Genomic DNA, 26258 nt, shown 5'->3' on the forward strand with positions numbered 1-26258 from the left:
TAAACGATAGGGGATGTGAAGATCGTGAGTATTTTGGTCGATAAGCATACAAAGGTGATTACACAGGGGATTACGGGAAAAACGGCGTTGTTCCATGCCAAAGGTGCACTTGATTACGGTACACAGATGGTAGGTGGCACCTCTCCAGGTAAGGGAGGCACCGAGGTAGAAATTACACTGGAAAACGGACAACAGGTCAAACTGCCAGTGTTTAACACAGTAAGCGAAGCCAAGGAAGCTACGGGGGCAACTGCTAGCGTCATTTACGTGCCGCCGGCTTTCGCAGCGGATTCCATTTTGGAGGCTGTGGATGCGGAACTGGACCTCGTGATTTGTATCACAGAGGGGATTCCGGTACTTGATATGATCAAGGTCAAACGTTTTATGGAAGGTAAAAAGACCGTTCTGATTGGCCCTAACTGTCCGGGCGTTATTACGCCAGGAGAGTGTAAGATTGGTATCATGCCAGGTTACATTCATCTGCCTGGTCATGTAGGCGTTGTGTCACGTAGTGGTACTTTGACCTATGAGGCAGTGCATCAGTTAACCACTCGAGGTATAGGTCAATCTTCAGCGGTTGGTATTGGCGGTGACCCGGTTAAAGGTTCGGAATTCATCGATATTTTACATCGCTTCAATGAGGACCCCAACACTCACGCTGTCATTATGATCGGAGAAATCGGTGGTACAGCTGAGGAAGAGGCTGCCGAGTGGATCAGGGATAATATGACGAAGCCAGTCGTTGGTTTTATCGGTGGTGTGACTGCGCCTCCAGGCAAACGGATGGGGCATGCAGGCGCCATTATTTCTGGCGGAAAAGGAACGGCAAAAGAGAAGATTGCAACGCTTGAAGCCTGCGGGATCAAGGTGGCACCGACTCCTTCCGAAATGGGCTCGACACTGGTAAGTGTGTTGGAAGCACGTGGTATTTTGAACTTGTGTACAACACATTAAATCGTGTTTCTTCATTAATATACAGGCTGTAAATCAACATCGAAATTTGCTGCTGGCTAGTGTATAATGAAAGAAAGGTAAGCAACCTTTTTATCTTCTGAAACAGGGGATGAAAAGGTTGCTTTTTTTTTGCGTTGATACAGGCTTATCAGGGAAACGCTTGCAAAATGATCCGTTGTGCCACAAAATAAGGAAGGGTTCACTCTTCCATGAATGGGGGAACCACAGTTTGGAAGAAAGATGGCTTTTATTAGGTCTACATGAGTTAGAGGGAATCGGAAGAAGAACTATTCAGCGTATTTGGTCGAGTGATTATCGATTGCATGAGCTACTGCATTTTAGCGAACAAAAGTGGATTGAGATAGGCTTAAGTCCCACACAGGCACGCATTGCGGCACAGTGTTACGATGAAGAATGGGTGCATGAACGATATCAGCGAATTCAATCCAGTGATATTGGTACGGTAACTTATGTGGACAAAGATTACCCCTTATTAATGAAGGAAACAGTTGACCCTCCTTGGGTGATGTATACAAAAGGGGATAAATCACTTTTGCACACATGTTCTGTAGCCATGGTAGGAACTCGCGTTCCTACTGCGTATGGTCGTAGAGCAGCGGAGATACTAACAGAGGAATTATGTAATGCAGGGATTACAGTGGTTAGTGGATTGGCGAGAGGGATTGACAGTATTTGTCACGAAACAGCCCTGCGCCAGGGAGGCAACACGATTGGTGTACTTGGAACAGCAATTGACCAAATTTATCCTCCCCAAAATGCCTCTTTGTTTGCAGAGATGGCTAGTAAAGGTCTAATCGTATCGGAGTATCCTCCAGGTACGAGGTCTCATCCGGGGATGTTTCCACAACGTAATCGCATTATTGCCGGTTTAACGAAGGGGACGCTCGTTGTAGAAGCAGACGCTAGAAGCGGTTCCTTGATTACAGCGGATGCTGCGCTGGAGGCAAATCGAGATGTGTTTGCTGTTCCTGGACCCATTACGTCACCGAAGAGTAAAGGCACGCTGAACTTGATTAAGCAAGGAGCCAAAACGGTCACTGAAGCTTCGGATATTATTGAGGAGTATGAAGCAGATTTGCGTACAAGGCAGGTTTCTTCATACAATAGAGAACAGAGTCTTAATCTTAAGAAAGTCTCCAAAGCATCAGAAAGTGAGACTTCTGAGGAAAAGCGCGTAGTGCTGCTGCTGGAACAAGGAACCATGACACTGGATGAACTGCTTGATGCTACGGCATGGGATTTTGGACTTTTACACGCAGTTCTGTTATCGTTAATCATAAAAAAAAGGATCGCTCAGCTAGCGGGCACAAAATACAAGCTTATTTAGTCATTGTTTTTGTCAAATCCTTAGTTAGTAAATGCGTAAAATTCAATTTTAAACATAGGTGGAGGGAAATTAGCGTTTATTCGCATCGCGGATTCCTACTCCTTCCCCACTTCCTGAAATGTGTTGAATTTATAGCTCGTATTAACGAACTATAGCTCACCACATTTCAGGAAGTTTATCATATTCATGTGTGTAATTGAGAGGAGGAAGAGCCTATGGCGGATTCACTCGTCATCGTGGAATCGCCTTCCAAGGCGAAGACGATCGGCAAATACTTAGGCAGCAAATATATCGTCAAGGCTTCCATGGGTCATATCAGGGATTTACCTAAGAGCCAGATCGGTGTAGAGGTTGAAAATGATTTTAATCCCAAATATATTACCATTCGAGGTAAAGGCTCAATACTAAAAGAGTTAAAGGATGCCCGAAAAAAAGTAAAAAAAGTATATCTGGCGGCTGACCCGGATCGCGAAGGCGAGGCTATTGCTTGGCATCTGGCGCATGCGCTGGAACTGGACGATACGGCGGATTGTCGTGTGGTGTTTAATGAAATAACGAAGCAGGCTGTCAAAGATGCTTTTAAAACCCCCCGCAAGATCAACATGGATTTGGTCAATGCGCAGCAGGCACGACGGATATTGGATCGGCTTGTCGGTTATAAAATAAGTCCATTGCTCTGGAAAAAGGTAAAGAAGGGTCTGTCTGCTGGGCGTGTACAGTCGGTTGCAGTGAAAATTATTCTGGACCGGGAAAACGAGATCAATGAGTTTGTACCGGAAGAATACTGGACGATCACAGCTAAATTAGCTATTAAAGACAGCACTTTTGAAGCGAAATTCCATAAGCTACACGGCGAAAAGAAAGAGCTCTCTAGCGAAGCGGATGTACAAGAAGTGTTAGAAGCTATCGGAAAATCGTCTTACAAGGTGCGCGATGTGAAAGAGAAGGAGCGTTTACGCAATCCGTCTCCTCCATTCACAACAAGTTCCTTGCAGCAAGAGGCGGCTCGAAAGCTCAACTTCCGGGCATCTAAAACGATGTCTGTAGCGCAGCAGCTGTATGAGGGTGTGGATTTAGGAAAAGAAGGGACTGTGGGTCTGATTACGTATATGCGTACGGATTCCACACGGATCGCCACTTCGGCTCAAGAGGAAGCGAAAGAGGTCATCGTTCAAAAATATGGCGAAGATTTTGTGCCTGAAAGTCCTCGTCAGTATTCAAAAAAGTCGGCTAATGCTCAGGATGCGCATGAAGCGATTCGTCCAACCTCCGCCTTGCGTGATCCGGAAACTGTTAAGCCTTTTATGAGTAGAGATCAGTTCCGATTGTACAAACTGATATGGGAACGTTTTATGGCGAGTCAGATGGCTTCCGCTATTATGGATACTTTGTCCGTTGATATTGAAGCAGGCGAGGCGATATTCCGAGCAGCCGGTTCAAAGGTTCGCTTTCCAGGCTTCATGAAAGTGTATGTGGAGGGGAATGACGACGGTAAAACCGAAGAAGATAAGCTGTTGCCGCCACTCCAACCCGGCGATAAGCTGAAAAAGGAATCGGTTGAACCAAAGCAGCATTTTACACAACCGCCTCCTCGCTATACGGAAGCACGACTGGTGAAGACGCTGGAGGAATTGGGTATAGGACGCCCGAGTACGTATGCACCGACGCTGGAAACCATTCAGAAGCGCGGTTACGTCGCTATTGAGGAGAAGAAATTCTTCCCTACCGAGCTGGGAGAGTTGGTCATCGAGCAGATGGAAGAATTTTTTCCAGAGATTCTGAATGTAGAATTTACAGCCAATATGGAAGGTGATCTTGACCACGTCGAAGAAGGCGAAGGTGATTGGGTCAAGGTGTTGAGTGACTTTTACGAGTCATTCGAGAAGCGTCTCGAAGTGGCTGAAGAAGAAATGAAAGAAATTGAAATTAAGGATGAAGTATCCGACGTCATCTGTGACAAGTGTGGCAGCCCCATGGTGTATAAGCTGGGCCGCTTTGGTAAATTTCTGGCCTGCTCTGCTTTCCCGGATTGCCGTAACACCAAGCCAATTGTCAAGGATATCGGGATGAATTGTCCTACATGCGGTGAGGGACATGTCGTCGAACGACGAAGTAAAAAAGGACGTGTCTTTTACGGATGTGACCGTTACCCAGAATGTGATTTTGTATCCTGGGATAAACCGTCCATTAAGCCTTGTCCAAGTTGCAGTGGCCTAATGGTCGAAAAACGTACTAAACAGGGAACGAAGCTCAACTGTACCGTCTGCGATCACAGCGAAATGCTGGAGGAGAGCGATGAGAGTGTAGAGACTTCTTAAGAACAAAGATAGCAGGGGGATTTAAAAGTGAGTGAACTACAAAAGGTAACGGTCATCGGAGCAGGTTTGGCGGGCAGCGAAGCTGCCTGGCAAATTGCAAGCCGTGGAGTGCCAGTTAAGTTATATGAAATGAGACCGGTTGTAAAAACACCCGCGCATCATACGGATAAATTTGCCGAATTAGTATGTAGTAATTCCTTGCGCGCGAACGGTCTGACGAATGCAGTAGGCGTACTGAAGGAAGAGATGAGAATACTAAACTCTTTGGTTCTGAGTGCGGCAGATCGCCATACTGTTCCGGCTGGTGGGGCATTGGCAGTGGATCGTGATGGATTTTCCGGTCATATTACAGATACGCTTCATCAACATCCTTTGATCGAGGTCGTTAATGAAGAACTCCAGGAACTCCCGCAGGACGGTATCGTGGTCGTTGCAACGGGACCATTAACTTCTCCAGCTTTGTCAGAACAGATCAAAACACTGATGGGAGAGGAGTATTTTTATTTCTACGATGCGGCAGCTCCGATTGTAGAGAAGGACTCCATCGATATGAGCAAGGTCTATCTGGCTTCCCGTTATGATAAAGGAGAAGCAGCTTACTTAAATTGTCCGATGAACGAAGCGGAATTTGATGCTTTCTATGAGGCTTTGATTACTGCTGAGGTGGCACAAGTCAAGGAGTTCGAAAAAGAAATCTACTTCGAAGGATGTATGCCTATCGAAGTAATGATGCAACGTGGGAAACAAACGGCATTGTTTGGACCGATGAAACCTGTAGGCCTCGTAAATCCACATACAGGAGAACTACCCTATGCAGTTGTTCAGCTTCGACAAGACAACGCTGCAGGTACGCTATATAATCTGGTTGGTTTCCAGACTCACCTCAAATGGGGGGAGCAAAAGCGTGTATTTTCAATGATTCCGGGACTTGAAGAGGCAGAGTTTGTACGTTATGGCGTGATGCATCGCAATACCTTCATTAATTCTCCACAGCAGCTTCACCCAACTTATCAGTTCAAGGGAAGAAGTAATCTGTTCTTTGCCGGACAAATGACTGGTGTAGAGGGTTATGTAGAGTCGGCGGCCTCAGGTCTGCTGGCTGGTATAAATGCGGCACGAGCAGCACGTGGGCAGGAAATGTTCGTATTTCCTGCGGAAACGACACTAGGCAGCATGGCACGATATATTACAACTGCTGATTTCAAACATTTCCAACCGATGAATGCAAACTTTGGTCTGCTTCCAAAGCTGGAGACACGCATTCGTAACAAAAAGGAAAAAAATGAAGCTCTCGCTAATCGCGCGTTGGAAAGTTTGCGCGGTTATATCAACCAAACGGGAGTTATGTCAACAGAAGTACAGGCATAAGGATGAAGGAAAAGGAGGAGCGCGTTATGGATATGTCCTTTCATGCTACCACCATCTGTGCTGTACGCCATAATGGCAAAGGAGCTATTGCGGGTGATGGGCAGGTAACGTTCGGCAACAGTGTTGTGATGAAGCAAACGGCTAAAAAAGTGCGCAGATTGTATCGTGGGCAGGTCGTTGCGGGATTTGCGGGTTCGGTGGCCGATGCTATCACATTGTTTGAAAAGTTTGAAAATAAGCTGGAGGAACATCACGGCAATCTTCAAAGGGCTGCTGTAGAACTGGCCAAAGACTGGCGGCAGGATCGTGTACTACGCAAGCTGGAAGCGCTGATGATTGTGATGGACTCATCCGGGATGCTGCTCATTTCTGGAGGCGGAGAAATTATTGAACCTGACGATGATGTGTTGGCCATTGGCTCAGGTGGTAATTTTGCATTGGCAGCTGCCCGTGCTTTCAAACGTCATGGCTCTGGTATGGAAGCAAAGGACATGGCACGGGAAGCGTTAGAGGTTGCTTCGGAAATATGTGTGTATACGAACAGTCAGATTATCGTGGAAGAATTGTAAGTCGGCTCTGAGTATTCAAGGGTGGAGGAGTGCAAAATGAATAATCAATCGTTGACGCCCAGACAAGTGGTATCCGAGCTGGATAAGTATATTGTCGGACAAAAGGAAGCTAAAAAATCAGTTGCTGTTGCCTTGCGTAATCGTTATCGGCGTAGTAAACTGCCGGATGATATTCGGGATGAAATTGTGCCTAAAAATATTTTGATGATCGGACCGACAGGTGTGGGTAAAACTGAAATTGCACGTAGACTTGCACGGCTCGTGGGAGCTCCTTTTGTCAAGGTAGAGGCCACCAAATTTACAGAAGTGGGTTACGTCGGTCGTGATGTAGAATCCATGGTGCGGGATCTAATGGAAACCTCTATCCGTATCGTCAAGTCGGAACGAACAGAGAATGTGAAAGACAAAGCGGAGGACATGGCAAATGAACGGATTGTCAATATCCTTGTACCTGCAGAAAAGTCAAATAAATCGCAACGTAATCCTTTTGAAATGCTGTTTGGCAATAACACAGGGACTTCGGTAGAAGAAGAACCACCACAACAGGACGGAACCTTAGCAGAGAAGCGACGCAAGGTTAAATTTGATCTGTTGTCCGGTAAGCTTGAGGATGATGTCATAGAGATTGATGTGGAGGATACCGCACCCAATATGCTCGATATGTTTGCTGGGCAAGGGAATGAACAAATGGGTATGAATATGCAGGAGATGTTCGGAAGTTTCCTTCCTAAGCGGACGAAGAAGCGCAAGCTACCAATCAAGGAAGCTCGCAAGGTACTGATTCAAGATGAAGCAGCCAAGTTGATCGATATGGATGATGTGATTCAGGAGTCTGTGAAGCGTGCTGAGCAATCCGGTATTATTTTTATTGATGAAATAGATAAGATTGCCAGCCAAGGCAAGGGAAGTGGCCCTGATGTGTCGAGAGAAGGAGTCCAGCGCGATATTTTACCTATTGTCGAGGGCTCTACCATTATGACCAAATACGGCCCGGTAAGAACAGACTACATTCTGTTTATTGCCGCTGGGGCTTTTCATGTGGCTAAACCGTCAGACCTGATCCCAGAGCTTCAAGGTCGTTTTCCAATCCGTGTGGAGCTAAGTAGTTTGACCTTGGATGAGTTTGTGTCGATATTGACGGAGCCTAAAAATGCGCTGACCAAGCAATACACCGAGTTGCTCCGCACCGAGGAAATAGAAGTCGAATTTTCTGCGGAAGCGATTCGTGAGATCGCTAGTATTGCCGAGTCCGTTAATCGCAACACCGAAAATATTGGCGCACGGCGTTTGCATACCATCTTAGAGAAGCTGCTGGAGGATCTGTCATTTGAAGCCCCGGAGCTTACATTGGATCGTATGATCATTACCCCGGAATATGTGCGTGAGAAGCTGGGAGATATTGCCCAAAACAGGGACCTTAGTCAGTATATTTTATGAACAGGGTGTCTAAAAATAGGGTGTGTGGTCCAGAATAACACTATCTTGCACCGTCGTTTAGTCCTAGACACAGGTTAAGTTGATGATTTTTCTGTCTATTCCAAAAGTAGGACGTATAATCTTTTACAGGTGTAAAGTGCTAAGAAAACATTCATTTTCTTGAAAAAAACCTGAAAAATTTAACATTTTATGCATCTAAAGCCCTCTTTTTTAAAAAAGATAGGGCTTTTTTCTTATTGTAATTAGGTCCCAACTCTACGAAACTTAGAATATATGACAGAAAGTTAAGATTTTCTACTTAAGACCTAAAAGAAATGTATAATTATGAAATTTTATTGTCGAAAAAAAGTGAAAAATCTTGTTTTATTGAATCTTACTTTGGAGTAGACGCTGGAGGGAGGAGCTAAATGAATCTGCTGGGTGATGTAAGCTTTCAAAAGCTTCAGGCAGGTGTACAGGCGGCCAATACGAGACAACGTGTGATGGCCGATAATATTTCCAATGCGGATACCCCGTATTTCAAGCGTTCGGAGGTTTCATTTGAAGAACTGCTTCAGCAGCAAATGGACGGTGATGTCACGCCATTGCGTGGAAAAGTAACCAATTCAAGACATTTTCAAATAGGACCTGTGAACTCCATTCCTGATGCCACGGTCACCAAAGATGGGTACTCAGTCATGAATAACAACATGAACAACGTAGATATAGACAGAGAAATGAGTCTTATGGCTGAAAATCAACTAAGATATAATACCTACATCCAAGAAATTAATGAGCGCATCAAAATGATGAGAACAGCGGTAGAAGGGAGATAGGACGAGGTGAAGATTAACAACGGCTTTGATATTAGTGCATCTGCTCTTACGGCCCAACGGTTGCGGATGGACGTTATATCGAGCAACATTGCCAACGCAGAGACAACTCGGGCGAAGGTGGAGAATGGACAAGCAATTCCATATCGAAGAAAAACGGTTGTTTTGGAGCCGAACCAATCTGGCTTTGCCGATGTTTTGAAGGCTCAAATGGAAGGAAGTAGTACAAGCGCCGCTGGCGTTAAAGTTTCGCAAATTCAGGAAGATCAGTCACCTTTGAAGCCAGTGTACAATCCGGGTCATCCGGACGCTGATAAAGATGGCTATGTATATATGCCTAATGTAGACATAATGAAAGAAATGGTCGACATGATTTCCGCAACACGCTCATACGAAGCCAATGTAACAGCTCTGAATGCTTCAAAGGCGATGGTTTCCAAAGCGCTTGAAATCGGTCGCTAAGTTCCAGGACTACTAACTACTTAATAGGGAGAGTAAAACATGATTCAGAACGCCATGTTTAACGTACAGACACCGGTAATACAGCAGATTCAATCGCCTAACAATGAGTTGACGAAAGCGACGCCTTCCGAATCCTTGAAGGATTTTGGCTCCTTCCTAAAGGATGCTCTTAATGAAGTAGGGCAGCAGGAAGCCGCTACACACCAGATGTCCGACCAATTCATGGCAGGCAAAGTTGATGTAGATCAGGTCATGATCACTTCACAACAAGCGCTGCTTTCCCTGCAGCTTACTACACAGGTCCGAAACAAAGCGATCGAAGCCTATCAGGAGATCATGCGTACACAGATGTAAAGTGAGGGTTTAGCAAAGTTTCGGATGGGGTGACGGAGTGAACGAGAGAATCGCCCAATACCGGGATAAGATTTCCGGATATTGGAATAATTTCAGCAAAAAACAGAAGATATTACTTGTTTCGACATTAGCATTCATCATTATCGCCATTGTAGTGCTAACGATGCAGTTTACCAAAACTGAGTATGAAGTGGCCTTCCAGGATCTAAATGCAAATGATGCCGCTGGGGTCATTAAATATCTCGATTCTGCGGGTATACCGTATCAGCTTAATGCTGGTGGGACACAAATTTCAGTCCCAACCGCAAATGCAGATAAGGCGAAGGTAGATGTTGGGTCTCAAGGCCTGATACAGAAAGGGTCAATCGGCATGAGCGCCTTTGACCAGTCCTCCTCGGCCATAGGTATGACGGAGAACGAGTTCAATGTGAAGTACAATAACGCATTGAACGGCGAAGTACAGCAACTGTTGGAACGGATGGATGGTGTCCAAAGCTCCAAAGCCGTCATTAATATGCCAAAGGAAAACATCTTTGCCGGACTTGAAGAAAAGGACAAAGCATCTGCTTCGGTTCAGATGGAATTCGAACCTGGCTTTACTCCCAATCAACAAGCGATCGACGGATATTTTAACCTGGTAAAAACGGCTGTACCGAATTTGCCAGTAGAAAATATTACGATCACGAATAAGGAATATGAGTTGATTCCAACGGCCAAGGGCGGCCAAGGTGGACTCACAAGTGGTGTTCAGGAAAACATGGCTCTACAGAAGAAGTTTGAGAGCGATGTAAGGAATAATGTTCAACAATTTTTGTCGAAAATTGTTGGAGACGACAAGGTAAACGTGCTGGTTATGTCCCAGCTAAATTTCGACAAAGTAACATCAAAGGAACAAATGGTCACACCTGTTGACCAAACGAAAATGAAGGGTATTGAAATTAGTGCCCAACAAATCCAGGAAAGTTATACGGGCAGTAGTGGACAAACCGGAGGAGTTGCAGGGACAGGAACGCAGGATGTCCCGGGTTACCCTGGAGGAGCCAATTCCGGCAATACCAGCTCGGATAAGAGCTCAAGTACGATTAACTACGAAGTTAACCGAATTGCAAGGGATATTATCCAAAGTCCATACACTGTAAAAGATTTAACCATTAATGTAGCAGTTGAACCACCAACAGGTCAGCAAACGTTGGATACTGCAACTCAGACAGCAATTCAAAATATCTTGGTTAATATTGTAAGAGCATCACTGGCGAATTCCGGTACTACTTTTACAGACGCTGATTTGGCTAAAAAGGTTTCAGTGTTCTCGCAAGCTGCTCCGGCGCCTACGAGTACCAATACATTCTTCTCAGCTTCCAACCCGTGGATGTGGGGCATCGGAGCTGCAGTTCTGGCACTGTTGGCGGGTGTAATCTTCTTCATCGTACGCAGTCGTCGTAATCAGGAAGAAGAGTTGGATGAAGAATTGCAACTCATGCCAACGCCGACGGAATTCCCGTCCATTACCATGGAAAGTGTGACAAATGAAAGTCAAGTGCGTAAACAGCTTGAAAGTCTGGCGAAAAAGAAACCCGACGAATTCGTCAATCTGCTTCGTACATGGCTGGCTGACGAATAGAGGTGAGTTCATTGGCAAAGGCAAGCAGTCAAGGTTTAACGGGAAGACAGAAAGCAGCTATTCTTTTGATCACAATGGGGCCAGAAGTATCTGCTCAAATATTCAAGCATTTGCGTGATGAAGAGATCGAGCAACTTACATTGGAAATTGCCAATGTACGGAAGGTCGATGCCATTGAAAAGGACTCCATTATGGCCGAGTTTCATCAAATTTGTCTGGCTCAGGAGTACATTTCCCAAGGCGGTATTAATTACGCCAAAGAAATATTGGAAAAAGCGCTTGGATCGCAAAAAGCAGTTGAGGTCATTAACCGTTTGACAGCGACATTACAGGTGAGACCTTTCGATTTTGCTCGTAAGGCTGATCCGAACCAAATATTGAATTTTATACAAAATGAGAATCCGCAAACCATTGCTCTCGTGCTTTCATACTTGCAGTTTGAGCAAGCGGCGGCAATTCTATCGTCCTTACCACAGGAAAAGCAGGCAGATGTGGCCCGGCGTGTTGCTGTCATGGACAGTACATCTCCGGAGGTCATCTCTCAAGTGGAGAGAGTATTGGAGCAAAAGCTCTCGGCAACTGCAACGCAGGATTACACGAATGCAGGTGGTATCGAGTCTATCGTTCAGATTTTGAATGGCGTAGACCGCGGAACCGAGCGTACAATTCTCGACTCGCTTGAAATTCAAGACCCTGAACTGGCTGAGGAAATCAAGAAAAGAATGTTCGTATTCGAGGATATTGTCAATGTGGACAACCGGTCCATTCAACGCATTATCCGCGATATCGACAATGCAGACTTGCAATTGGCACTTAAAGTGTCCAGTGAAGAAGTACGCGATGTGATTTTCCGAAATATGTCGAAACGTATGGCAGAAACCTTCAAAGAGGAAATGGAGTACATGGGACCGGTGCGGCTGCGTGATGTGGAAGAAGCACAAACACGTATCGTTTCAACGATCCGCAGATTGGAAGAGGCCGGTGAGATTATAATCGCACGCGGCGGAGGAGATGACATCATTGTCTAACTTGATTAAATCTTTCCAATATGTGCCTGTAGAGGCTTTGAAAACGATTGATGTGGCACATACGTACGTGCCAGAAACGACGGATGAAGAAATCACAACTGAATATACGGAGCCAGAGCCTCAGCGAGATTATGAGGCAGAACGGCTCCGAGATGAAATGTTGAATGATGCTAAGGACTTTGCCGAACGTCAGGTACGCGAGGCGGCTGAAGAAGCGGAACGAATACTTCAGGAAGCACAGCAGCAGATTGAAGATTGGTGGCAGGAACGACGCGAGCATGACGATCAGTTGATTCAGTCGATAAAAGCAGATGGATTTCAACAAGGGTATGAAGAAGGCCAGAAGCTGGCTGAGGCTGAGCTTCAGACGAAATCGGAGCAGATGATGGAAGAAGCACAAGATATTCTGCGTCAGGCCTATGAGATTAAGGAACAACTGATTCAGGAAGCAGAGCCTTTTCTGGTTGAACTGAGTAGTGCGATTGCCGAGAAGGTCATTGAAAAACAGCTTAGTCTTGAACCGGAATATACAATCGAGTTAATTCGCAAAAATTTGGCTCGTAAGCGAGAAAAAGGAATCATTACATTGTGTGTGTCGCCTCAGCATTTCGCATTTGTGCAAGGTGCGCGGGAAGAATTGTCATTAACTGTCGATTCGCAGGCAGAACTGCAAATTATTCCTGATGGTACCGTAAAGGATCGCGGTTGCGTCATCCGTTCTTCCTTTGGAAGCGTGGACGCCCGGATCGATACGCAATTAGCTGAGATTAAAAAGGAACTACTGCGTCTGGCACATGAAAATGAGGAGCGAAGACATGAAGGGGCTTAATGCGCAGCGCTACATGGATCATTTGCGACAGCTGGACCCCGTTCGGGTGAATGGCAAGGTTACACAGGTTATCGGCTTGATGGTTGAATCGGAAGGTCCGGACGCGAGTATCGGGGATGTTTGTTATATTTATCCAGGCAAAGCGGCAAAGCCATTGCAGGCAGAGGTTGTTGGCTTCAGAGACAATAAAGTGCTTCTGATGCCACTTGGAGAACTACAATCCATTGGTCCTGGTTGTGATGTCGTAGGAACAGGGAAGCCGCTGAATGTGCAGGTTGGTTCGGAGCTGTTAGGCAAAGTGCTGGATGGTTTGGGTCAGCCTTTGGACGGATCACTGATTCCCTCGCGAATGGCGAGATATTCAACCTTCAATATACCGTCCAATCCGCTGAATCGTCCGCGTGTGCAGGAACCCATTAGTATCGGAGTACGTGCAATTGACGGGTTGCTTACGATTGGCAAAGGACAACGGGTTGGTATTTTTGCGGGTTCGGGTGTAGGTAAGAGTACTTTGATGGGTATGATTGCCCGAAATACGGAAGCAGATGTGAACGTAATTGCCTTGATCGGAGAACGTGGACGCGAGGTGCTGGACTTTATTGAACGGGATTTGGGTCCTGAGGGACTAGAACGCTCTGTAGTCATTGTGGCCACTTCCGACCAACCTGCATTGATCCGCATTAAGGGTGCACTTATTGCAACGACGATAGCGGAATATTTTCGGGATCGCGGGTTGAATGTCATGTTAATGATGGATTCAGTTACCCGATATGCAATGGCCCAGCGTGAAGTCGGTCTAGCGGTGGGTGAGCCACCAGCAATGAGAGGATACACTCCATCTGTGTTTGCTAGTCTGCCTAAGCTTCTGGAACGCGCAGGGACAGGTCCTACTGGCTCCATAACCGCTTTTTATACAGTGCTGGTTGATGGTGACGACATGAACGAACCCATCGCGGATGCGGTGCGCGGGATATTGGATGGACACATTGTCTTGAACCGCGGGATTGCGAACAAAGGACATTTTCCCGCAATTGATGTTTTAGCAAGTATTAGCCGGGTCATGAAGGACATTGCACCACGAGATCAGATAGACGCTGCCGAAAACATTAAGCGCTTGATGGCCATTTACAAAGATTCAGAGGACCTGATTAACATTGGGGCTTATCAACAGGGTTCGAATGCAGAAATTGACGAATCTATGGAGCGCATACGGGATATATGGGATTTTACAAGACAAAGAACCGATGAAAAGGCTGAGCTGGACGAAGTACGAGAACGTTTGATTTCTGAATTTACGAGGAGATGAAGGTTGAACGATGAGATTTCAGTATTCCTTTCAAAAAGTTGTAGACTTGAAAACGAACGAAAAGTCACAGGCCGAATGGCTGCTTTCCAGTGCTGTTGGACAATTGCAGGTTGAGGAGCAGACATTAACACAGCTTATAGGCGAAAGGAATCGGGTCATATCAGCCATTCAAAAGGCTGCCGAAGATTGCGCGCCACTCTCTAGCATTCAGGAATTACAAGCTTATGTCAATCATCTGGACCAATGTATTACACGCAAGCATAGGGATGTTCAATATGCGCAGCAAAATGTGCAAAGCAAACAAACCGTTTTGACCGATAAAATGCTGGATGAACAAGTTTGGCTGAAAGCAAGAGAGAAGGCCAACGTGAAATTCCAACAGGAAATGCTCCTGCGCGAGCAGAATGAGCTGGATGAAATGGCTTCCGTGCGATTTGCCATGAAAGCCCGGTAAGCGGAACGTCATAGGATACGCATATCAGCTGCCTGAGGAGGAAGACGATGGCACAGAAGTTAGCAGAAAATGAACTGGATATGGATTTAGGAAAAGAATCAGGCGGGGGATTTGAACGGTTTATGTTTTTCCTGATTCCGATTGTTTTCACAATCGTTCTGGTCGGGGTCTTGCTTACACTGTTCAATATGGACTTCAGAAGCGAAATGATCTCATTAGGGAACAAAATACCAATTGTTAAAAACTGGATCCCTGAACCGAAGGATAAGGCAACCCAGACAAAAGAGGCAGATCAGAAGGCACAGTCTGAAAGTTCTGAAGCAACCATTCAACAGTTAAAAGCGGATTTAGCTAAGCAGACGGAAGAACTCAAAAAGGCTACCGCTGCTAAGACGACACAAGATAAAAAGGTTACTGAACTTCAGAATCAGGTCAATACACTGCAAACGCAACAGGAACAACAGTCGCAGACGGGTCAACAGGGACAGGTCGGGCAGCAGGGACAAGCAGGTACGCAAACTACAGACGGAACAACAAATGAAGATCCTTATGTAAAACAGACCAGAGAACTTGCCAGCATGTATGAAGGAATGACGGCAAGTAAAGCTGCACCGATCATGGAGAATCTGACCACGGAAGAGACCGTACAGCTCTTAAGCTATATGGACCCTGCCAACAGTGCGAAGATTTTGCAAAAGATGGACGCTAAAAAAGCAGCAGATATTACGATGGCTCTGAAAAACGTAACGCCATCTACGGATTTATCGGTAGCTGCGCTGCAGTCCCGTCTGAAAAAGGATCAAGGTACTACAGCCGGAACGACGAGTAAAAGTCTGCAAAGCACTCAAATCAGTAGCACATTTGCTTCCATGGACAAGAAAAGCGGTGCCGAACTTATTTTACAAACTTACAAAATCAGTCCGGATAAGGCATTAAACATTTTAAATACAGTAGATGATTCGACACGTGCTTCTTTACTGCAAAATATGTCTGCCAAGGATGCAGGTCAGACCGCGAAAATTTTGAATAAATTGATGGGTAGTAAGTAATTTGAATTGAAGGGAGGTGAAAAATATATGACCCTTATTTCTCAAAGTGTATCTCTTAGCTCTAGTCAAACAGCTAACAGTACGACAGCATCAACAACAAGTACAGCCACGGCTGCTGGAGCAACCACGGGTGCCTTTAATCAAACACTGACGCAAATGATGACAGGCGGGCAAACGGGCTCAGCAGGAACAGATGCAAATGGTTCTCCATTAGTTATGGTACTACCACTTATTGCAAACGGAGAATCTGCGGAAACTCCAACCGAGCCGCTGGTTGAAACATTAGCTCCTTTGCTGCAAAATCTCGAGAAGTTGGATGATCAGGTAGTTGCCGATCCTGCGCTGCTTGCAACTCTGCAATCGTGGATTCAGCAAGTACAACAGTTTTTGCAAGGCAATGGAACAAATCAACAGGCAGATGGTGGGGAAACGGCAGAGGCTACAGGCTTGACAGCTTTGGCAGCTAATCCGGCAACTCTTCGGTTTGCATTGCAGGACGCTTTGTCACAACTTGCCAATGTAGCAGAACAGGCTTCGGGAGACCAAAAGACTAAGGTGACACAGTTACTACAATCGCTGCAAAGCGCAACGGCTGGGACGGGAGCTATTTCCGATGAGCAGTGGCATGGAGTATTGAAAGCTGTGGAACTTGCTGATAGTGGAGATTCACAAGCGGCCCAGCCTTCTGCACAACGAGCAAATGGTGCTCAGACGTTAACTGCAGCATCTACAAACAAACAGGTTACTCCTCAGCAGCAAGCAAGTCAGGGTGAAACTAGCCAGCAAGGCTCAGAAGGACAGCGTTCATCAACGAATCTTCTCGTTCAGTCCGCAGTTAAACCTACTGTAACGGATGAAGCAGGTACATTCGTAGATGTAGCTGAGCAAGCGGATCCGGCATCAACTGATAATCAGACTCCAGTGATCACGACTGCGGGGCAGCTTTCAGTACAAGCGCAGGGAACAACACCTTCGGCTCCAGCTCAACCCGTCGTACATGTACGGCAATTTGCCAAGGAGATGACTGAGTTTGTAGTACAGAAACTTGATATTGTAAAGCACACTGGTTTGACAGAAGCGACCATCATGCTTCGTCCAGATCATCTGGGCCAGCTGGAGGTTAAGCTAACGATGCAAAATGGTCATCTGGTTGCCCAGTTCATGACTGAGCACAGTGGGGCGAAGGATTTGCTGGAACAGCAAATGTCGCAGTTACGTACGAGTCTTCAGAGCCAAGGTATTCAAGTGGATAAAGTAGAAGTAACGCACAATGAGTCGCTATCCTCCCATATGTATCAGGATGGACGCGGATCTGGAGCTAATCAGCAGCAGCAATCTAACCAACGTTCTAAAGCTCGAGGTAGAGAAGAGAGCGAGGATGCTGTGAAGGTAGCTGAAATGACAGAAGAGCTTCGTAACTGGACAGCAGAACAACGCGCAGATGACATGAATCGGACAGGCTCCTTTACAGCACAAGCGTAATGATGGAGGTGAGAACACAATGACGACTACAGACAACAATGTATCCACCAGTAACGTCTGGCCGAATTACAATGTGAATAATGTCAAAACAGCAAGTGCCAAGGATACTAAAACGATGGGTAAAGATCAATTTTTAAAAATCTTGATCACTCAACTACAAAATCAGGATCCAATGCAGCCTTTGGAGGATAAAGAATTTATCGCCCAAATGGCACAGTTTTCCTCGGTGGAACAACTGATGAACATTTCTACGCAGTTGAATGCATTGGGACAGTCTTTGGGTACAGCTTCTGGTTTGATAGGAAAAGAAGTCAGTTGGATTGAGCCGGGGAAAAAAGATTCCATTACAGGTGAGACAGGCGCAGGTACGGTGAAAAGTGGAATCGTAGATTCCATCGTTATTCGCGACGGTGTGCAGTATGCCAAAATGGGAGCGGCTGAGGTGGCATTAAAAGATGTAACATCAGTAAGCCAGGCTAATACAACGGCTCCTGTTACAGAGACGTCAGATACTTCATCTTCTTCCTCTACTGGAAGCGGTGAGAACTCATGAATGACAGGATAACGGTCGGACGCCTTTTTCCTACCAACGTTCCCCCGGCAGCGATTTCTCAAAACCGATTAAATTCGGTAACAAAGGACACCAAACCATTTGGTCAGGTGTTGCAGGAACAGGTGCTCAAGCTCAGCAACCATGCAGCCAAGCGACTGGAGCAGCGAGGAATAGAGTTGAAAAGTGACCAAATGGCGAAAATTAACTCTGCTGTGGATAAGGCTGCTGCCAAAGGCGCTAAAGAATCTTTGATTTTAATGCAGGATATGGCTTTGATTGTTAGTGTGCCTAATCGAACGGTTGTTACTGCGATGGACAAGCAGTCCATGGAGGATAACGTATTTACGCAGATAGATAGTGCTGTAATTATTTCATAAAAAAATATACGAAGTGGCTGGCCCGAATAGGAAAGCCATGAAAAAGCCGCGGATCGACTGATGCGGTCAACTAAGCAACCAATCAGAGGAGGATTTATACTCAATGTTGAGATCAATGTATTCAGGTGTATCGGGCATGAAGGGCTTTCAAACAAAGCTGGACGTTATCGGTAACAACATTGCAAACGTAAATACTACAGGCTTCAAGTCCAGCCGAGTAATGTTCAAGGATATTTTGAGCCAAACGAGCTCGGGCGCAAGTGCACCAGACGGAACAACAACCGCCGGGCAGAATGCCAAGCAGGTAGGTTTGGGGGTCTCGGTTAGCTCAATTGATACACTGCATCTTCCAGGTAGTGCAATGACCACGAATAACCCAACGGATTTGCGGATTAATGGTGACGGATTTTTCCTGGTCAAAATGAATGATGCACAGGAAGTTCCCTATCTGACTCGTGCGGGTGATTTCCACATAGATGCAAACCGGAATCTGGTGACTTCCGATGGATTTTTTGTGGGAAATTTGGATGGAGATCCAATCACACTTGAAGACAATGTTACGGCAGTCTCTATCTCACAGGATGGCACGATTGTACAGCAATTAGATGATGGTACAGTGAATAATGGCACGCAAATTGGTATAGCCAGAGTTACTAACCCGGAAGGTTTGGAGAAAATTGGAGGCAGCCTGTATCGTACAACGGTCAACTCCAACATTGATGAACTTGAGCCTGGACCAGCCAACTCAGAGGGGCGTGGAGCTATCATCGCGGGTCAGCTGGAAATGTCCAACGTTGACTTGACAGGCGAATTTACCGAAATGATCGTAGCTCAGCGTGGATTCCAAGCGAACTCGCGTATCATTACGACTTCGGATGAAGTGCTTCAGGAAGTTGTAAACTTGAAACGATAATCTCATTTAAACGCGGAGGAGTAGAGGCTCCTCCGCACCTATCAGGAGGTTGGTGTTACGATGATCCCGTTAACGCGGCTGAACGGCTCGCCTATGTGGCTTAATGCGCTGCTCATTGAGACTGTGGAGGAAACACCGGATACATACGTCACTTTGGTGACGGGGAAACGGTTGATTGTATTGGAAAAAGCGGCAGATGTCGTCTCCTTGATCAAGGGTTACAGCCGTGAAATCGGCATGCATGCCGCCACGATAAAAGTGCAACAAATGGAGGAAGACGAATGAAGAAGATGCTGCCATGGCTCATTACAATTTTACTCGCGATTACTTTGATTGCAGGCGCGGCCTTTGTACTTATACCAGCGCTTAGCGGGAAGAAGTCGGAAGTCATACCGAATGCGCAAGCCGCTCAAGCAGAACAACTTCCAAGATTGTCAGCAGATGAATTGGTGGAAGTAAGCTCTGAAATTACCGGTATCAAAACAAATTTGGCAGACGCAGATTACATTGTGCAGATGAATCTTGCTTTTCAATTGAACGATGCCAAAGCCAAAGAAGCTTTTGAAAAAATCAAGGACATTAGTATTAAGCCTATCGTTATTCAATTACTTGCAGACACCAAACCTGATGAGCTCAGAACGGCTAAAGGCCGGGATCAGTTCAGTGACAAGCTGACGGATCTCATCAATAAGTCGCTCCCTGAAGGTCACCTGGGGAACGCCAAAATTACAGACTTTTTGCTGGCAGCCATTTGATTCCAGGTGATCTTGTCAGGAACACGTAAGGGGGTGAATAACATTGGTGGATGTACTGTCACAAGGGGAAATTGATGCCCTTTTAGCAGCTCTCTCGTCCGGTGAAATGGATGCGGAAGAACTCAAAAAGGAAGAAACCCAAAAGAAAGTTCGCGCTTATGATTTCAAGAGAGCGCTTAGGTTTTCCAAGGACCATATACGAAGTCTGACGCGGATACACGAGAACTTTGCACGGTATCTGACCACTTATTTTTCAGCACAGCTTCGTACTTTTGTCCAGATTAATGTCGTTCAGGTGGAGCAGCTTCCATATGATGAATTCATTCGCTCCATTCCGAAAATGACCATTCTAAACATTTTTGAAGCTGAACCACTGGAAGGCCGAATGGTGCTTGAGGTTCACCCGAACGTAGCTTATGCCATGCTGGACAGGCTTCTCGGAGGAACAGGTTCGGCACCAACCAAGGTTACCGCGTTGACCGAAATCGAGACGACGATCATGGAGCGAATTTTCAGCCGTACCTTTGATAGCCTGCAAGAGGCTTGGAAAACGGTACTGGACATTGAACCACGTCTAGAGGCTATGGAAACAAATCCGCAGTTCATGCAGATTGTTTCGCCGAATGAGACGATTGCTCTGATTTCGCTTAGCACCAAAATTGGTGATACCACAGGGATGATTAACCTCTGTATCCCGCACGTGGTATTGGAACCTATTATGGCCAGACTGTCCACGCACCAGTGGTTTACATCCGAAAAGAAATCAAGGGCGCCTGAAGAGATAGACGCCTTGAGATTACGGGTCACCAAAGCAGAGCTTCCTATTATTGCGGAGTTGGGTGAATCCCGGATAAATGTAGCTGAGTTTTTGGGCCTTTCGGTAGGGGATGTCATTTCATTGAACAAGCCAGTCAAAGAAGGACTATCCATCCGGGTGGGCGAGAAGTTGAAGTTTATGGGAAGTCCCGGCATGGTAAGAGATCGTGTTGCCGTACAAATTGATGAAATTGTCAACGAAGGAGTTGAAGAAATTGACGAGTAAAGACTATTTGTCCCAGGAGGAAATTGATGCCTTGCTGAAACAGTCTGAAGCGGGGACGGATTCTACTCCCGCAGGCAAGACCGTTGACGATTTTCTGACTTCTCTAGAGCAGGATGCTCTCGGGGAAATCGGTAATATAACGTTCGGCAGCGCAGCTACGGCTCTTTCCACACTGCTCGGTCAAAAGGTGGATATTACGACACCTAAAGTTTCAATTATTACACGTTCTGAATTTGAAACTGCATTTCCAAAGCCGCACGTAGCCGTACATGTAAATTATGTCGATGGATTTGAAGGCATTAACTCGCTTGTAATTAAAAAGCGTGATGCGCAGGTTATAGCGGATTTAATGCTTGGTGGTGAAGGAAATCCGGCAGATGAAGAATTGAATGAAATTCACATCAGTGCCGTGCAGGAAGCGATGAACCAGATGATGGGATCGTCTGCGACCTCTATGTCTACCATGTTTAATCGTTTTGTTAATATCTCTCCACCAGGGATTGATATTTTGGATCCTCTGCACGGTGATGGAGTATCCAGCCTGCCAGATGAAGAGACGCTGATTACAGTATCCTTCAGGTTATTGATTGGAGATCTAATTGACTCTACACTGATGCAACTGTTACCTGTTAATTTCGCCAAAAAGATGGTGAGCATCTTAATGAATGGCGGAGAGGATGACGAGCAACCGCAAGCGTCCGCACAGCAGGCAGCTGCAACAGCTGCTCCCGAAGCGCCGACACAAGCTAGTACTCCGCAGCCACCGTCTGCACCAGCCTACCAACAGCCGCCTGCAGCCGCGCAGGCGCCGCAAGATGCAGGCTATGGGCAACAACCGCCAATGTATCCTCAAGATCCGGGATATGGGCAGCAGGGCGCTCCAGGGTATGGAACGCCGGGATATGGAATGCCAGCAGGTGTGCCGCCGCAAGTGCCTTATGGAACACCTCATCATTATGGGGCTGTACCGCCGGGACGTAATGTAAATGTGCAGCCTGTACAATTTTCTAACTTGCAGTCCGGTGGATTTCCGCAAGTGGATGAAAACAATTTAAATTTATTGATGGACATTCCCCTTAGAGTCACCGTAGAATTAGGAAGGACCCAAAAGCAAATTAAAGATATTCTGGAGCTCTCACAAGGTTCAATTATTGAACTGGACAAGCTTGCCGGGGAGCCGGTGGACATTATGGTTAACAACAAACTGATTGCCAAGGGCGAGGTTGTCGTAATCGACGAGAACTTTGGCGTGCGTGTAACGGATATTGTAAGCCAATGGGACCGAATTCAAAAATTACAATAAAAGCATAATTTAGGGAGGATTTATTTCAGATGGCAAACCGTATTTTGATCGTGGACGATGCTGCATTTATGAGAATGATGATTCGGGACATCCTGTCCAAAAATGGATTTGAAGTAGTAGGAGAGGCCCAGGATGGATCACAGGCCATTGAAAAATTCAAGGAGCTTCGTCCTGACCTGATTACGATGGATATCACGATGCCTGAGATGGACGGCATTGCCGCTCTGAAGGAAATCAAACAAATTGACCCGAACGCAAAGGTTATCATGTGTTCCGCGATGGGTCAGCAAGCTATGGTAATTGATGCCATTCAAGCTGGCGCAAAAGATTTTATCGTTAAGCCATTCCAATCGGATCGGGTTATCGAAGCCATCAACAAGACACTGGGTGTGTAAGGCGCATCCAGTATGGATACACAACAGGGTGCCTCTGACGCTTTGAGTACATCCAGCAATATAGGAAACATTGCTTGGGTCCTTTTCGTGCTAATCTTTATCATCGTACTGATCGTGTACTTGATACGGTTTTTGAGTAAAAGAAATCAGAGCTGGTTTAGCAACCGCTCCGTTCGCATACTGGGAGGCGTGGGGCTTGGCCCCAATAAATCCCTTCAGCTTGTTGAAGTTGGTAGCAGTGTGTACCTCATTGGTGTGGGAGAAGATATCCGGCTTGTTGACAAAGTATCCGATCCTGAAGAAGTGGAGCAAATTTTGGCCGCACTGGAGCAGGAAGCTTCTCTGCAGCGCGGCCCAATTGCCCCGCTATTCGCTAAAATTGCGGATAAGCTTCGCCGGAACAACGCGGCACAGCAGCAGCAACCTGAAGAGGAAACATCTTTTCATGAGATGTTTGAATCCAAGCTTCGGCAGATGCCGAATCGCAAGGATAAACTTGAAAAGTTGCGCAATGAGGAGAATACTACAGATCGGTCGGGAGATTCATGAGAAAAAAGATTATACTAGCATGTTTGCTGCTTGTCTTGTTCAGCTTCATTTCGGTGACGGCGGCCTCTGCGGAACCGATTCCGAACATTGATATTCAAGTCGGCAATTCGGACAAAGGACAGCCCGGTGCCACCTCGCTGTCTATTATTTTACTTATTACTGTCATTAGTGTAGCGCCCGCGTTGCTTGTACTTATGACGAGTTTTACGCGTATCGTGATTGTACTTGGCTTTGTGCGAACTTCACTGGGAACTCAGCAGATGCCGCCCAATCAGGTGCTTGTTGGACTGGCTTTGTTTCTCACCTTATTTATTATGGCGCCGACCTTCTCAGCTATGAACGAAACTGCGCTTCAGCCGTATCTCAAGGGGGATATAACACAGTCTCAGGCACTAGATAAGGCATCAGTACCGATTAAGACTTTTATGTTCTCTCATACACGTGAGAAGGATCTACTACTCTTTATGAAATACACCAAGATGGAAAAACCAAAAAACTATCAAGATATTCCACTAACGGTGATGGTTCCGGCATATGCAATCAGTGAGTTGAAAACAGCATTTCAGATGGGCTTTATGATTTTTATACCCTTTTTAGTTATAGACATTGTAGTGGCGAGTACACTCATGGCTATGGGGATGATGATGCTACCACCGGTAATGATCTCGCTTCCTTTTAAAATACTGCTCTTTGTACTTGTAGATGGTTGGTATTTGGTAGTCAAATCATTACTTCTGAGTTTTAATACATGAATACTTTCTGCAAGGACAGCAATCAAGGAGGACGGCAATGACTTCGGAGTTTATTATTTCCCTGGCTGGGCAAGCGGTGTACATTGTACTCAAGGTGAGTGCTCCGATGCTGATATTGGGGCTAGTCGTGGGTTTGATCATCAGTATTTTTCAAGCAACAACCCAAATTCAGGAGCAGACACTGGCCTTTGTTCCGAAGATTGTCGCCGTATTGCTGGCATTGCTTTTGTTCGGACCCTGGATATTGACCTCATTAGTGGACTTTACGTATAACATTCTGGACAATTTGTACAAATATATAGGTTAGGCTGAAAGTTATGAACATATTGTTGCAGAGTTTTCCTGTTTTTTTGCTGATTTTTTGTCGGATTACCTCGTTTTTTGTAGTAGCCCCCATTTTTTCAACCCGAGGGGTACCTAATATCTTTAAGGTGGGAATTTCAGGATTTCTAGCTTTGGTCGTGTATCTTACTTATGGTACACATCAACAGGTGCCGACCGATGTAGCGTATGTGCTGTTAGTAGGGCGTGAGGTGCTGATTGGGTTGTTGCTGGGGTTTACTGCATATTTCTTTATGACAGCGATCCAAACTGCAGGTTCTTTTATTGATCTTCAGGTGGGTTTCGGGATGGCCAATGTGCTTGATCCTATGACAGGAGCTTCATCGCCTTTGACAGGAAATTTTAAGTTTGCTATAGCTGTATTGTTTTTTTTGAGCATAAACGGGCACCATCATCTGCTAAATGCTATTTTATACAGTTATGACTGGGTACCGCTGACCAATGATTTTTTTATAAAGTTGTATGGTGGCAGTGTAACCGAATTTCTGGTGCGTTCTTTTGCGGAATCATTTATGTTAGCCTTTCAAATTGCTGCTCCTATAGTAGTAGCTACCTTTTTAACGGATGTGGGACTTGGCTTTTTAGCTAAAACAGCACCGCAGTTTAACATTTTTGTCATTGGTGTGCCGCTCAAAATTTTTGTTGGATTGTTCATGTTACTGCTTCTCATGCCAAGTTTTGCTTTTATATTCGAAAGATTGTTTTCTGTGATGTTCGAATCCATGCGCAACTTGTTGGATATTATGGGTAATCGTCCTTAATGTCTGGTCTGGAGGAACGTAGTTTGTCATTTAAATATGCTATGAACCTGCAGTTGTTCTCAGGGGAAAAAACGGAAAAAGCTACACCCAAGAAGAAACAGGATGCAAGACAAAAAGGGCAGGTTGCCAAGAGCATGGAGTTGCCCGCTGCTGGTGTCCTGCTGGTTACGTTTTTTTGCCTCATGATTTTCGGCGGGTATTTTAAGGATCATGCGGTCCGCTTGTTTCGGGATATTTTTGTGAATCGGCTGTCTATGGAAGTAACACCGAATACAACGCTGCTGATGATGGGTGAGTATGGTGTGCAAATCTTAATTATGCTGGCTCCTATTTTTATTGGTGCCATTGTTATCGGGGTAGTGGCAAACTACATGCAGGTTGGTTTTTTATTGGTTGGAGAGGGTATTACACCCAAATTTAGCAAAATTGACCCGATTAAAGGCTTCAAAAATATTTTTGCCATGAGGTCATTGGTTGAATTCCTGAAATCCGTTTTAAAAATGACTGTAATTGGTTATCTGGTGTACAGCGTACTCTGGAAAACAAAGGCTGACCTACCCAAACTAGCTGAAATGTCCGGCGACCAGATGTTGAGTTTTACAGCTTCCTTAACAATGGAACTAGGACTCAAAATTGGTGTGGTGCTGTTCATTTTAGCGATATTGGATTATATGTATCAACGTTATGAGCATGAGAAAAATCTGAAAATGTCCAAACAGGACATCAAGGATGAGTACAAGAAAATGGAGGGTGACCCGCTAATCAAAGGGAAAATTCGTGAGCGGCAGCGCCGTATGGCTATGCAGCGTATGATGCAGGAGGTTCCTAATGCAGATGTCATCATCACCAACCCTACGCACTTTGCTGTGGCTTTGAAATATGACGGTTCGGAGATGGAAGCGCCGCAGATTATTGCGAAAGGACAAGATTATGTCGCGCTCCGAATTAAGGAAATTGCCAAGCAAAACGGCGTTATAACGATGGAAAACAAGCCGCTGGCGCGGGCGCTGTTTCAAAGAGCCGAAATCGGGGATGCGATACCAGCTGATCTTTTTCAGGCCGTTGCCGAAGTGCTGGCGTATGTATATAAATTAAAAGGTAAAGTGAAATAAAGGGATCGGAGGC

The 26258-nt window shown here is 45.7% G+C and carries 29 protein-coding genes; all 29 read left to right on the forward strand.

Annotated elements, in window-relative coordinates; genetic code table 11:
• The first annotated feature begins 24 nt into the window (after window positions 1-24).
• The 29 genes from sucD (at window position 25) to flhB (ending at window position 26245) form a co-directional block, all read left to right on the forward strand.
• Complete coding sequence (gene sucD / locus ACU1JV_RS11295; RefSeq protein ID WP_013370665.1) at window positions 25-954, forward strand: succinate--CoA ligase subunit alpha; 930 nt, start codon at window positions 25-27, stop codon at window positions 952-954.
• Window positions 955-1183: 229 nt separating this feature from the next.
• Window positions 1184-2302 carry a DNA-processing protein DprA gene (gene dprA, locus ACU1JV_RS11300; protein WP_043885927.1) on the forward strand — a complete coding sequence of 373 codons (1119 nt, stop codon included), beginning with the start codon at window positions 1184-1186 and terminating at the stop codon, window positions 2300-2302.
• Window positions 2303-2517: 215 nt separating this feature from the next.
• Window positions 2518-4620, forward strand: coding sequence for a type I DNA topoisomerase (topA, locus tag ACU1JV_RS11305; protein WP_013370667.1), 2103 nt, complete (start codon window positions 2518-2520; stop codon window positions 4618-4620).
• A 27-nt stretch (window positions 4621-4647) separates the two neighbouring features.
• On the forward strand, window positions 4648-5988 hold the full coding sequence (trmFO, locus tag ACU1JV_RS11310) for an FADH(2)-oxidizing methylenetetrahydrofolate--tRNA-(uracil(54)-C(5))-methyltransferase TrmFO (RefSeq protein WP_446724547.1): 1341 nt from the start codon (window positions 4648-4650) through the stop codon (window positions 5986-5988).
• Window positions 5989-6014: 26 nt separating this feature from the next.
• Window positions 6015-6557 (forward strand): ATP-dependent protease subunit HslV, encoded by a 543-nt coding sequence (gene hslV, locus ACU1JV_RS11315; RefSeq protein ID WP_013370669.1) that lies wholly within the window; start codon window positions 6015-6017, stop codon window positions 6555-6557.
• Window positions 6558-6593: 36 nt separating this feature from the next.
• Window positions 6594-7994 carry an ATP-dependent protease ATPase subunit HslU gene (hslU, locus tag ACU1JV_RS11320; RefSeq protein ID WP_017427922.1) on the forward strand — a complete coding sequence of 467 codons (1401 nt, stop codon included), beginning with the start codon at window positions 6594-6596 and terminating at the stop codon, window positions 7992-7994.
• A 407-nt stretch (window positions 7995-8401) separates the two neighbouring features.
• Complete coding sequence (gene flgB, locus ACU1JV_RS11325) at window positions 8402-8809, forward strand: flagellar basal body rod protein FlgB (RefSeq protein ID WP_019686986.1); 408 nt, start codon at window positions 8402-8404, stop codon at window positions 8807-8809.
• A gap of 6 nt (window positions 8810-8815) precedes the next feature.
• A complete protein-coding gene (gene flgC / locus ACU1JV_RS11330) occupies window positions 8816-9268 on the forward strand; it encodes a flagellar basal body rod protein FlgC (RefSeq protein ID WP_013370672.1) in 453 nt (150 codons plus the stop codon).
• 39 nt (window positions 9269-9307) lie between these two features.
• Window positions 9308-9622, forward strand: coding sequence for a flagellar hook-basal body complex protein FliE (gene fliE / locus ACU1JV_RS11335; protein ID WP_007430020.1), 315 nt, complete (start codon window positions 9308-9310; stop codon window positions 9620-9622).
• Between the two features lie 37 nt (window positions 9623-9659).
• Window positions 9660-11243 carry a flagellar basal-body MS-ring/collar protein FliF gene (gene fliF, locus ACU1JV_RS11340; RefSeq protein ID WP_013370673.1) on the forward strand — a complete coding sequence of 528 codons (1584 nt, stop codon included), beginning with the start codon at window positions 9660-9662 and terminating at the stop codon, window positions 11241-11243.
• An 11-nt stretch (window positions 11244-11254) separates the two neighbouring features.
• A complete protein-coding gene (gene fliG, locus ACU1JV_RS11345) occupies window positions 11255-12271 on the forward strand; it encodes a flagellar motor switch protein FliG (protein WP_013370674.1) in 1017 nt (338 codons plus the stop codon).
• Window positions 12264-13100, forward strand: coding sequence for a FliH/SctL family protein (locus ACU1JV_RS11350; protein ID WP_058710535.1), 837 nt, complete (start codon window positions 12264-12266; stop codon window positions 13098-13100). The genes fliG and ACU1JV_RS11350 overlap by 8 nt, the downstream gene beginning before the upstream one ends.
• Window positions 13087-14406: a flagellar protein export ATPase FliI gene (gene fliI / locus ACU1JV_RS11355; protein ID WP_016820950.1), complete on the forward strand. Its 1320-nt coding sequence runs from the start codon at window positions 13087-13089 to the stop codon at window positions 14404-14406. Before ACU1JV_RS11350 ends, fliI begins: the two co-directional genes overlap by 14 nt.
• A gap of 10 nt (window positions 14407-14416) precedes the next feature.
• Window positions 14417-14860 (forward strand): flagellar export protein FliJ, encoded by a 444-nt coding sequence (fliJ, locus tag ACU1JV_RS11360; protein ID WP_013370677.1) that lies wholly within the window; start codon window positions 14417-14419, stop codon window positions 14858-14860.
• A 47-nt stretch (window positions 14861-14907) separates the two neighbouring features.
• The gene (locus ACU1JV_RS11365) at window positions 14908-15909 is read left to right on the forward strand and encodes a magnesium transporter MgtE N-terminal domain-containing protein (RefSeq protein WP_165080018.1); all 1002 of its coding nucleotides are present in this window, start codon (window positions 14908-14910) and stop codon (window positions 15907-15909) included.
• A gap of 27 nt (window positions 15910-15936) precedes the next feature.
• The gene (locus tag ACU1JV_RS11370) at window positions 15937-17391 is read left to right on the forward strand and encodes a flagellar hook-length control protein FliK (RefSeq protein ID WP_058829478.1); all 1455 of its coding nucleotides are present in this window, start codon (window positions 15937-15939) and stop codon (window positions 17389-17391) included.
• A gap of 19 nt (window positions 17392-17410) precedes the next feature.
• Window positions 17411-17944 (forward strand): flagellar hook capping FlgD N-terminal domain-containing protein, encoded by a 534-nt coding sequence (locus ACU1JV_RS11375; RefSeq protein ID WP_013370680.1) that lies wholly within the window; start codon window positions 17411-17413, stop codon window positions 17942-17944.
• Window positions 17941-18321: a TIGR02530 family flagellar biosynthesis protein gene (locus tag ACU1JV_RS11380; RefSeq protein ID WP_058829479.1), complete on the forward strand. Its 381-nt coding sequence runs from the start codon at window positions 17941-17943 to the stop codon at window positions 18319-18321. The genes ACU1JV_RS11375 and ACU1JV_RS11380 overlap by 4 nt, the downstream gene beginning before the upstream one ends.
• 103 nt (window positions 18322-18424) lie before the next feature.
• The gene (gene flgF / locus ACU1JV_RS11385; RefSeq protein ID WP_058829480.1) at window positions 18425-19234 is read left to right on the forward strand and encodes a flagellar basal-body rod protein FlgF; all 810 of its coding nucleotides are present in this window, start codon (window positions 18425-18427) and stop codon (window positions 19232-19234) included.
• A gap of 60 nt (window positions 19235-19294) precedes the next feature.
• Window positions 19295-19519, forward strand: a complete 225-nt coding sequence (locus ACU1JV_RS11390) for a flagellar FlbD family protein (RefSeq protein WP_013309896.1) — start codon at window positions 19295-19297, stop codon at window positions 19517-19519.
• The gene (locus tag ACU1JV_RS11395) at window positions 19516-19989 is read left to right on the forward strand and encodes a flagellar basal body-associated FliL family protein (RefSeq protein WP_013370684.1); all 474 of its coding nucleotides are present in this window, start codon (window positions 19516-19518) and stop codon (window positions 19987-19989) included. Before ACU1JV_RS11390 ends, ACU1JV_RS11395 begins: the two co-directional genes overlap by 4 nt.
• A 43-nt stretch (window positions 19990-20032) precedes the next feature.
• Window positions 20033-21031, forward strand: a complete 999-nt coding sequence (gene fliM / locus ACU1JV_RS11400; RefSeq protein WP_013370685.1) for a flagellar motor switch protein FliM — start codon at window positions 20033-20035, stop codon at window positions 21029-21031.
• Window positions 21021-22334 carry a flagellar motor switch phosphatase FliY gene (gene fliY, locus ACU1JV_RS11405; protein WP_013370686.1) on the forward strand — a complete coding sequence of 438 codons (1314 nt, stop codon included), beginning with the start codon at window positions 21021-21023 and terminating at the stop codon, window positions 22332-22334. Before fliM ends, fliY begins: the two co-directional genes overlap by 11 nt.
• 29 nt (window positions 22335-22363) lie before the next feature.
• Entirely contained in the window at window positions 22364-22729 is a 366-nt protein-coding gene (locus ACU1JV_RS11410) for a response regulator (RefSeq protein ID WP_013370687.1), read from the forward strand.
• Window positions 22730-22741: 12 nt separating this feature from the next.
• Window positions 22742-23278 carry a flagellar biosynthetic protein FliO gene (locus ACU1JV_RS11415; protein WP_013370688.1) on the forward strand — a complete coding sequence of 179 codons (537 nt, stop codon included), beginning with the start codon at window positions 22742-22744 and terminating at the stop codon, window positions 23276-23278.
• Window positions 23275-24030: a flagellar type III secretion system pore protein FliP gene (gene fliP / locus ACU1JV_RS11420; protein ID WP_016820959.1), complete on the forward strand. Its 756-nt coding sequence runs from the start codon at window positions 23275-23277 to the stop codon at window positions 24028-24030. The genes ACU1JV_RS11415 and fliP overlap by 4 nt, the downstream gene beginning before the upstream one ends.
• Before the next feature lie 37 nt (window positions 24031-24067).
• Entirely contained in the window at window positions 24068-24337 is a 270-nt protein-coding gene (gene fliQ, locus ACU1JV_RS11425; protein WP_016820960.1) for a flagellar biosynthesis protein FliQ, read from the forward strand.
• 10 nt (window positions 24338-24347) lie between these two features.
• Window positions 24348-25133 carry a flagellar biosynthetic protein FliR gene (gene fliR, locus ACU1JV_RS11430; RefSeq protein WP_025677630.1) on the forward strand — a complete coding sequence of 262 codons (786 nt, stop codon included), beginning with the start codon at window positions 24348-24350 and terminating at the stop codon, window positions 25131-25133.
• Window positions 25133-26245, forward strand: a complete 1113-nt coding sequence (gene flhB, locus ACU1JV_RS11435) for a flagellar biosynthesis protein FlhB (protein ID WP_049825469.1) — start codon at window positions 25133-25135, stop codon at window positions 26243-26245. Before fliR ends, flhB begins: the two co-directional genes overlap by 1 nt.
• The last annotated feature ends 13 nt before the right edge of the window (window positions 26246-26258 follow it).

The organism is Paenibacillus sp. T2-29 (assembly GCF_052921365.1).

What these genes read in the sequence shown, in the direction of transcription:
- topA (WP_013370667.1), top strand. Translation starts at nt 2,518, where the DNA reads ATGGCGGATTCACTCGTCATCGTGGAATCGCCTTCCAAGGCGAAGACG.
- flgB (WP_019686986.1), top strand. Translation starts at nt 8,402, where the DNA reads ATGAATCTGCTGGGTGATGTAAGCTTTCAAAAGCTTCAGGCAGGTGTA.
- fliI (WP_016820950.1), top strand. Translation starts at nt 13,087, where the DNA reads ATGAAGGGGCTTAATGCGCAGCGCTACATGGATCATTTGCGACAGCTG.
- flhB (WP_049825469.1), top strand. Translation starts at nt 25,133, where the DNA reads ATGTCTGGTCTGGAGGAACGTAGTTTGTCATTTAAATATGCTATGAAC.
- fliP (WP_016820959.1), top strand. Translation starts at nt 23,275, where the DNA reads ATGAGAAAAAAGATTATACTAGCATGTTTGCTGCTTGTCTTGTTCAGC.
- hslU (WP_017427922.1), top strand. Translation starts at nt 6,594, where the DNA reads ATGAATAATCAATCGTTGACGCCCAGACAAGTGGTATCCGAGCTGGAT.
- fliE (WP_007430020.1), top strand. Translation starts at nt 9,308, where the DNA reads ATGATTCAGAACGCCATGTTTAACGTACAGACACCGGTAATACAGCAG.
- ACU1JV_RS11370 (WP_058829478.1), top strand. Translation starts at nt 15,937, where the DNA reads ATGACCCTTATTTCTCAAAGTGTATCTCTTAGCTCTAGTCAAACAGCT.
- fliQ (WP_016820960.1), top strand. Translation starts at nt 24,068, where the DNA reads ATGACTTCGGAGTTTATTATTTCCCTGGCTGGGCAAGCGGTGTACATT.
- ACU1JV_RS11365 (WP_165080018.1), top strand. Translation starts at nt 14,908, where the DNA reads ATGGCACAGAAGTTAGCAGAAAATGAACTGGATATGGATTTAGGAAAA.
- ACU1JV_RS11390 (WP_013309896.1), top strand. Translation starts at nt 19,295, where the DNA reads ATGATCCCGTTAACGCGGCTGAACGGCTCGCCTATGTGGCTTAATGCG.
- ACU1JV_RS11375 (WP_013370680.1), top strand. Translation starts at nt 17,411, where the DNA reads ATGACGACTACAGACAACAATGTATCCACCAGTAACGTCTGGCCGAAT.
- hslV (WP_013370669.1), top strand. Translation starts at nt 6,015, where the DNA reads ATGGATATGTCCTTTCATGCTACCACCATCTGTGCTGTACGCCATAAT.
- ACU1JV_RS11410 (WP_013370687.1), top strand. Translation starts at nt 22,364, where the DNA reads ATGGCAAACCGTATTTTGATCGTGGACGATGCTGCATTTATGAGAATG.
- ACU1JV_RS11395 (WP_013370684.1), top strand. Translation starts at nt 19,516, where the DNA reads ATGAAGAAGATGCTGCCATGGCTCATTACAATTTTACTCGCGATTACT.
- fliJ (WP_013370677.1), top strand. Translation starts at nt 14,417, where the DNA reads ATGAGATTTCAGTATTCCTTTCAAAAAGTTGTAGACTTGAAAACGAAC.
- fliR (WP_025677630.1), top strand. Translation starts at nt 24,348, where the DNA reads ATGAACATATTGTTGCAGAGTTTTCCTGTTTTTTTGCTGATTTTTTGT.
- ACU1JV_RS11380 (WP_058829479.1), top strand. Translation starts at nt 17,941, where the DNA reads ATGAATGACAGGATAACGGTCGGACGCCTTTTTCCTACCAACGTTCCC.
- ACU1JV_RS11415 (WP_013370688.1), top strand. Translation starts at nt 22,742, where the DNA reads ATGGATACACAACAGGGTGCCTCTGACGCTTTGAGTACATCCAGCAAT.
- flgF (WP_058829480.1), top strand. Translation starts at nt 18,425, where the DNA reads ATGTTGAGATCAATGTATTCAGGTGTATCGGGCATGAAGGGCTTTCAA.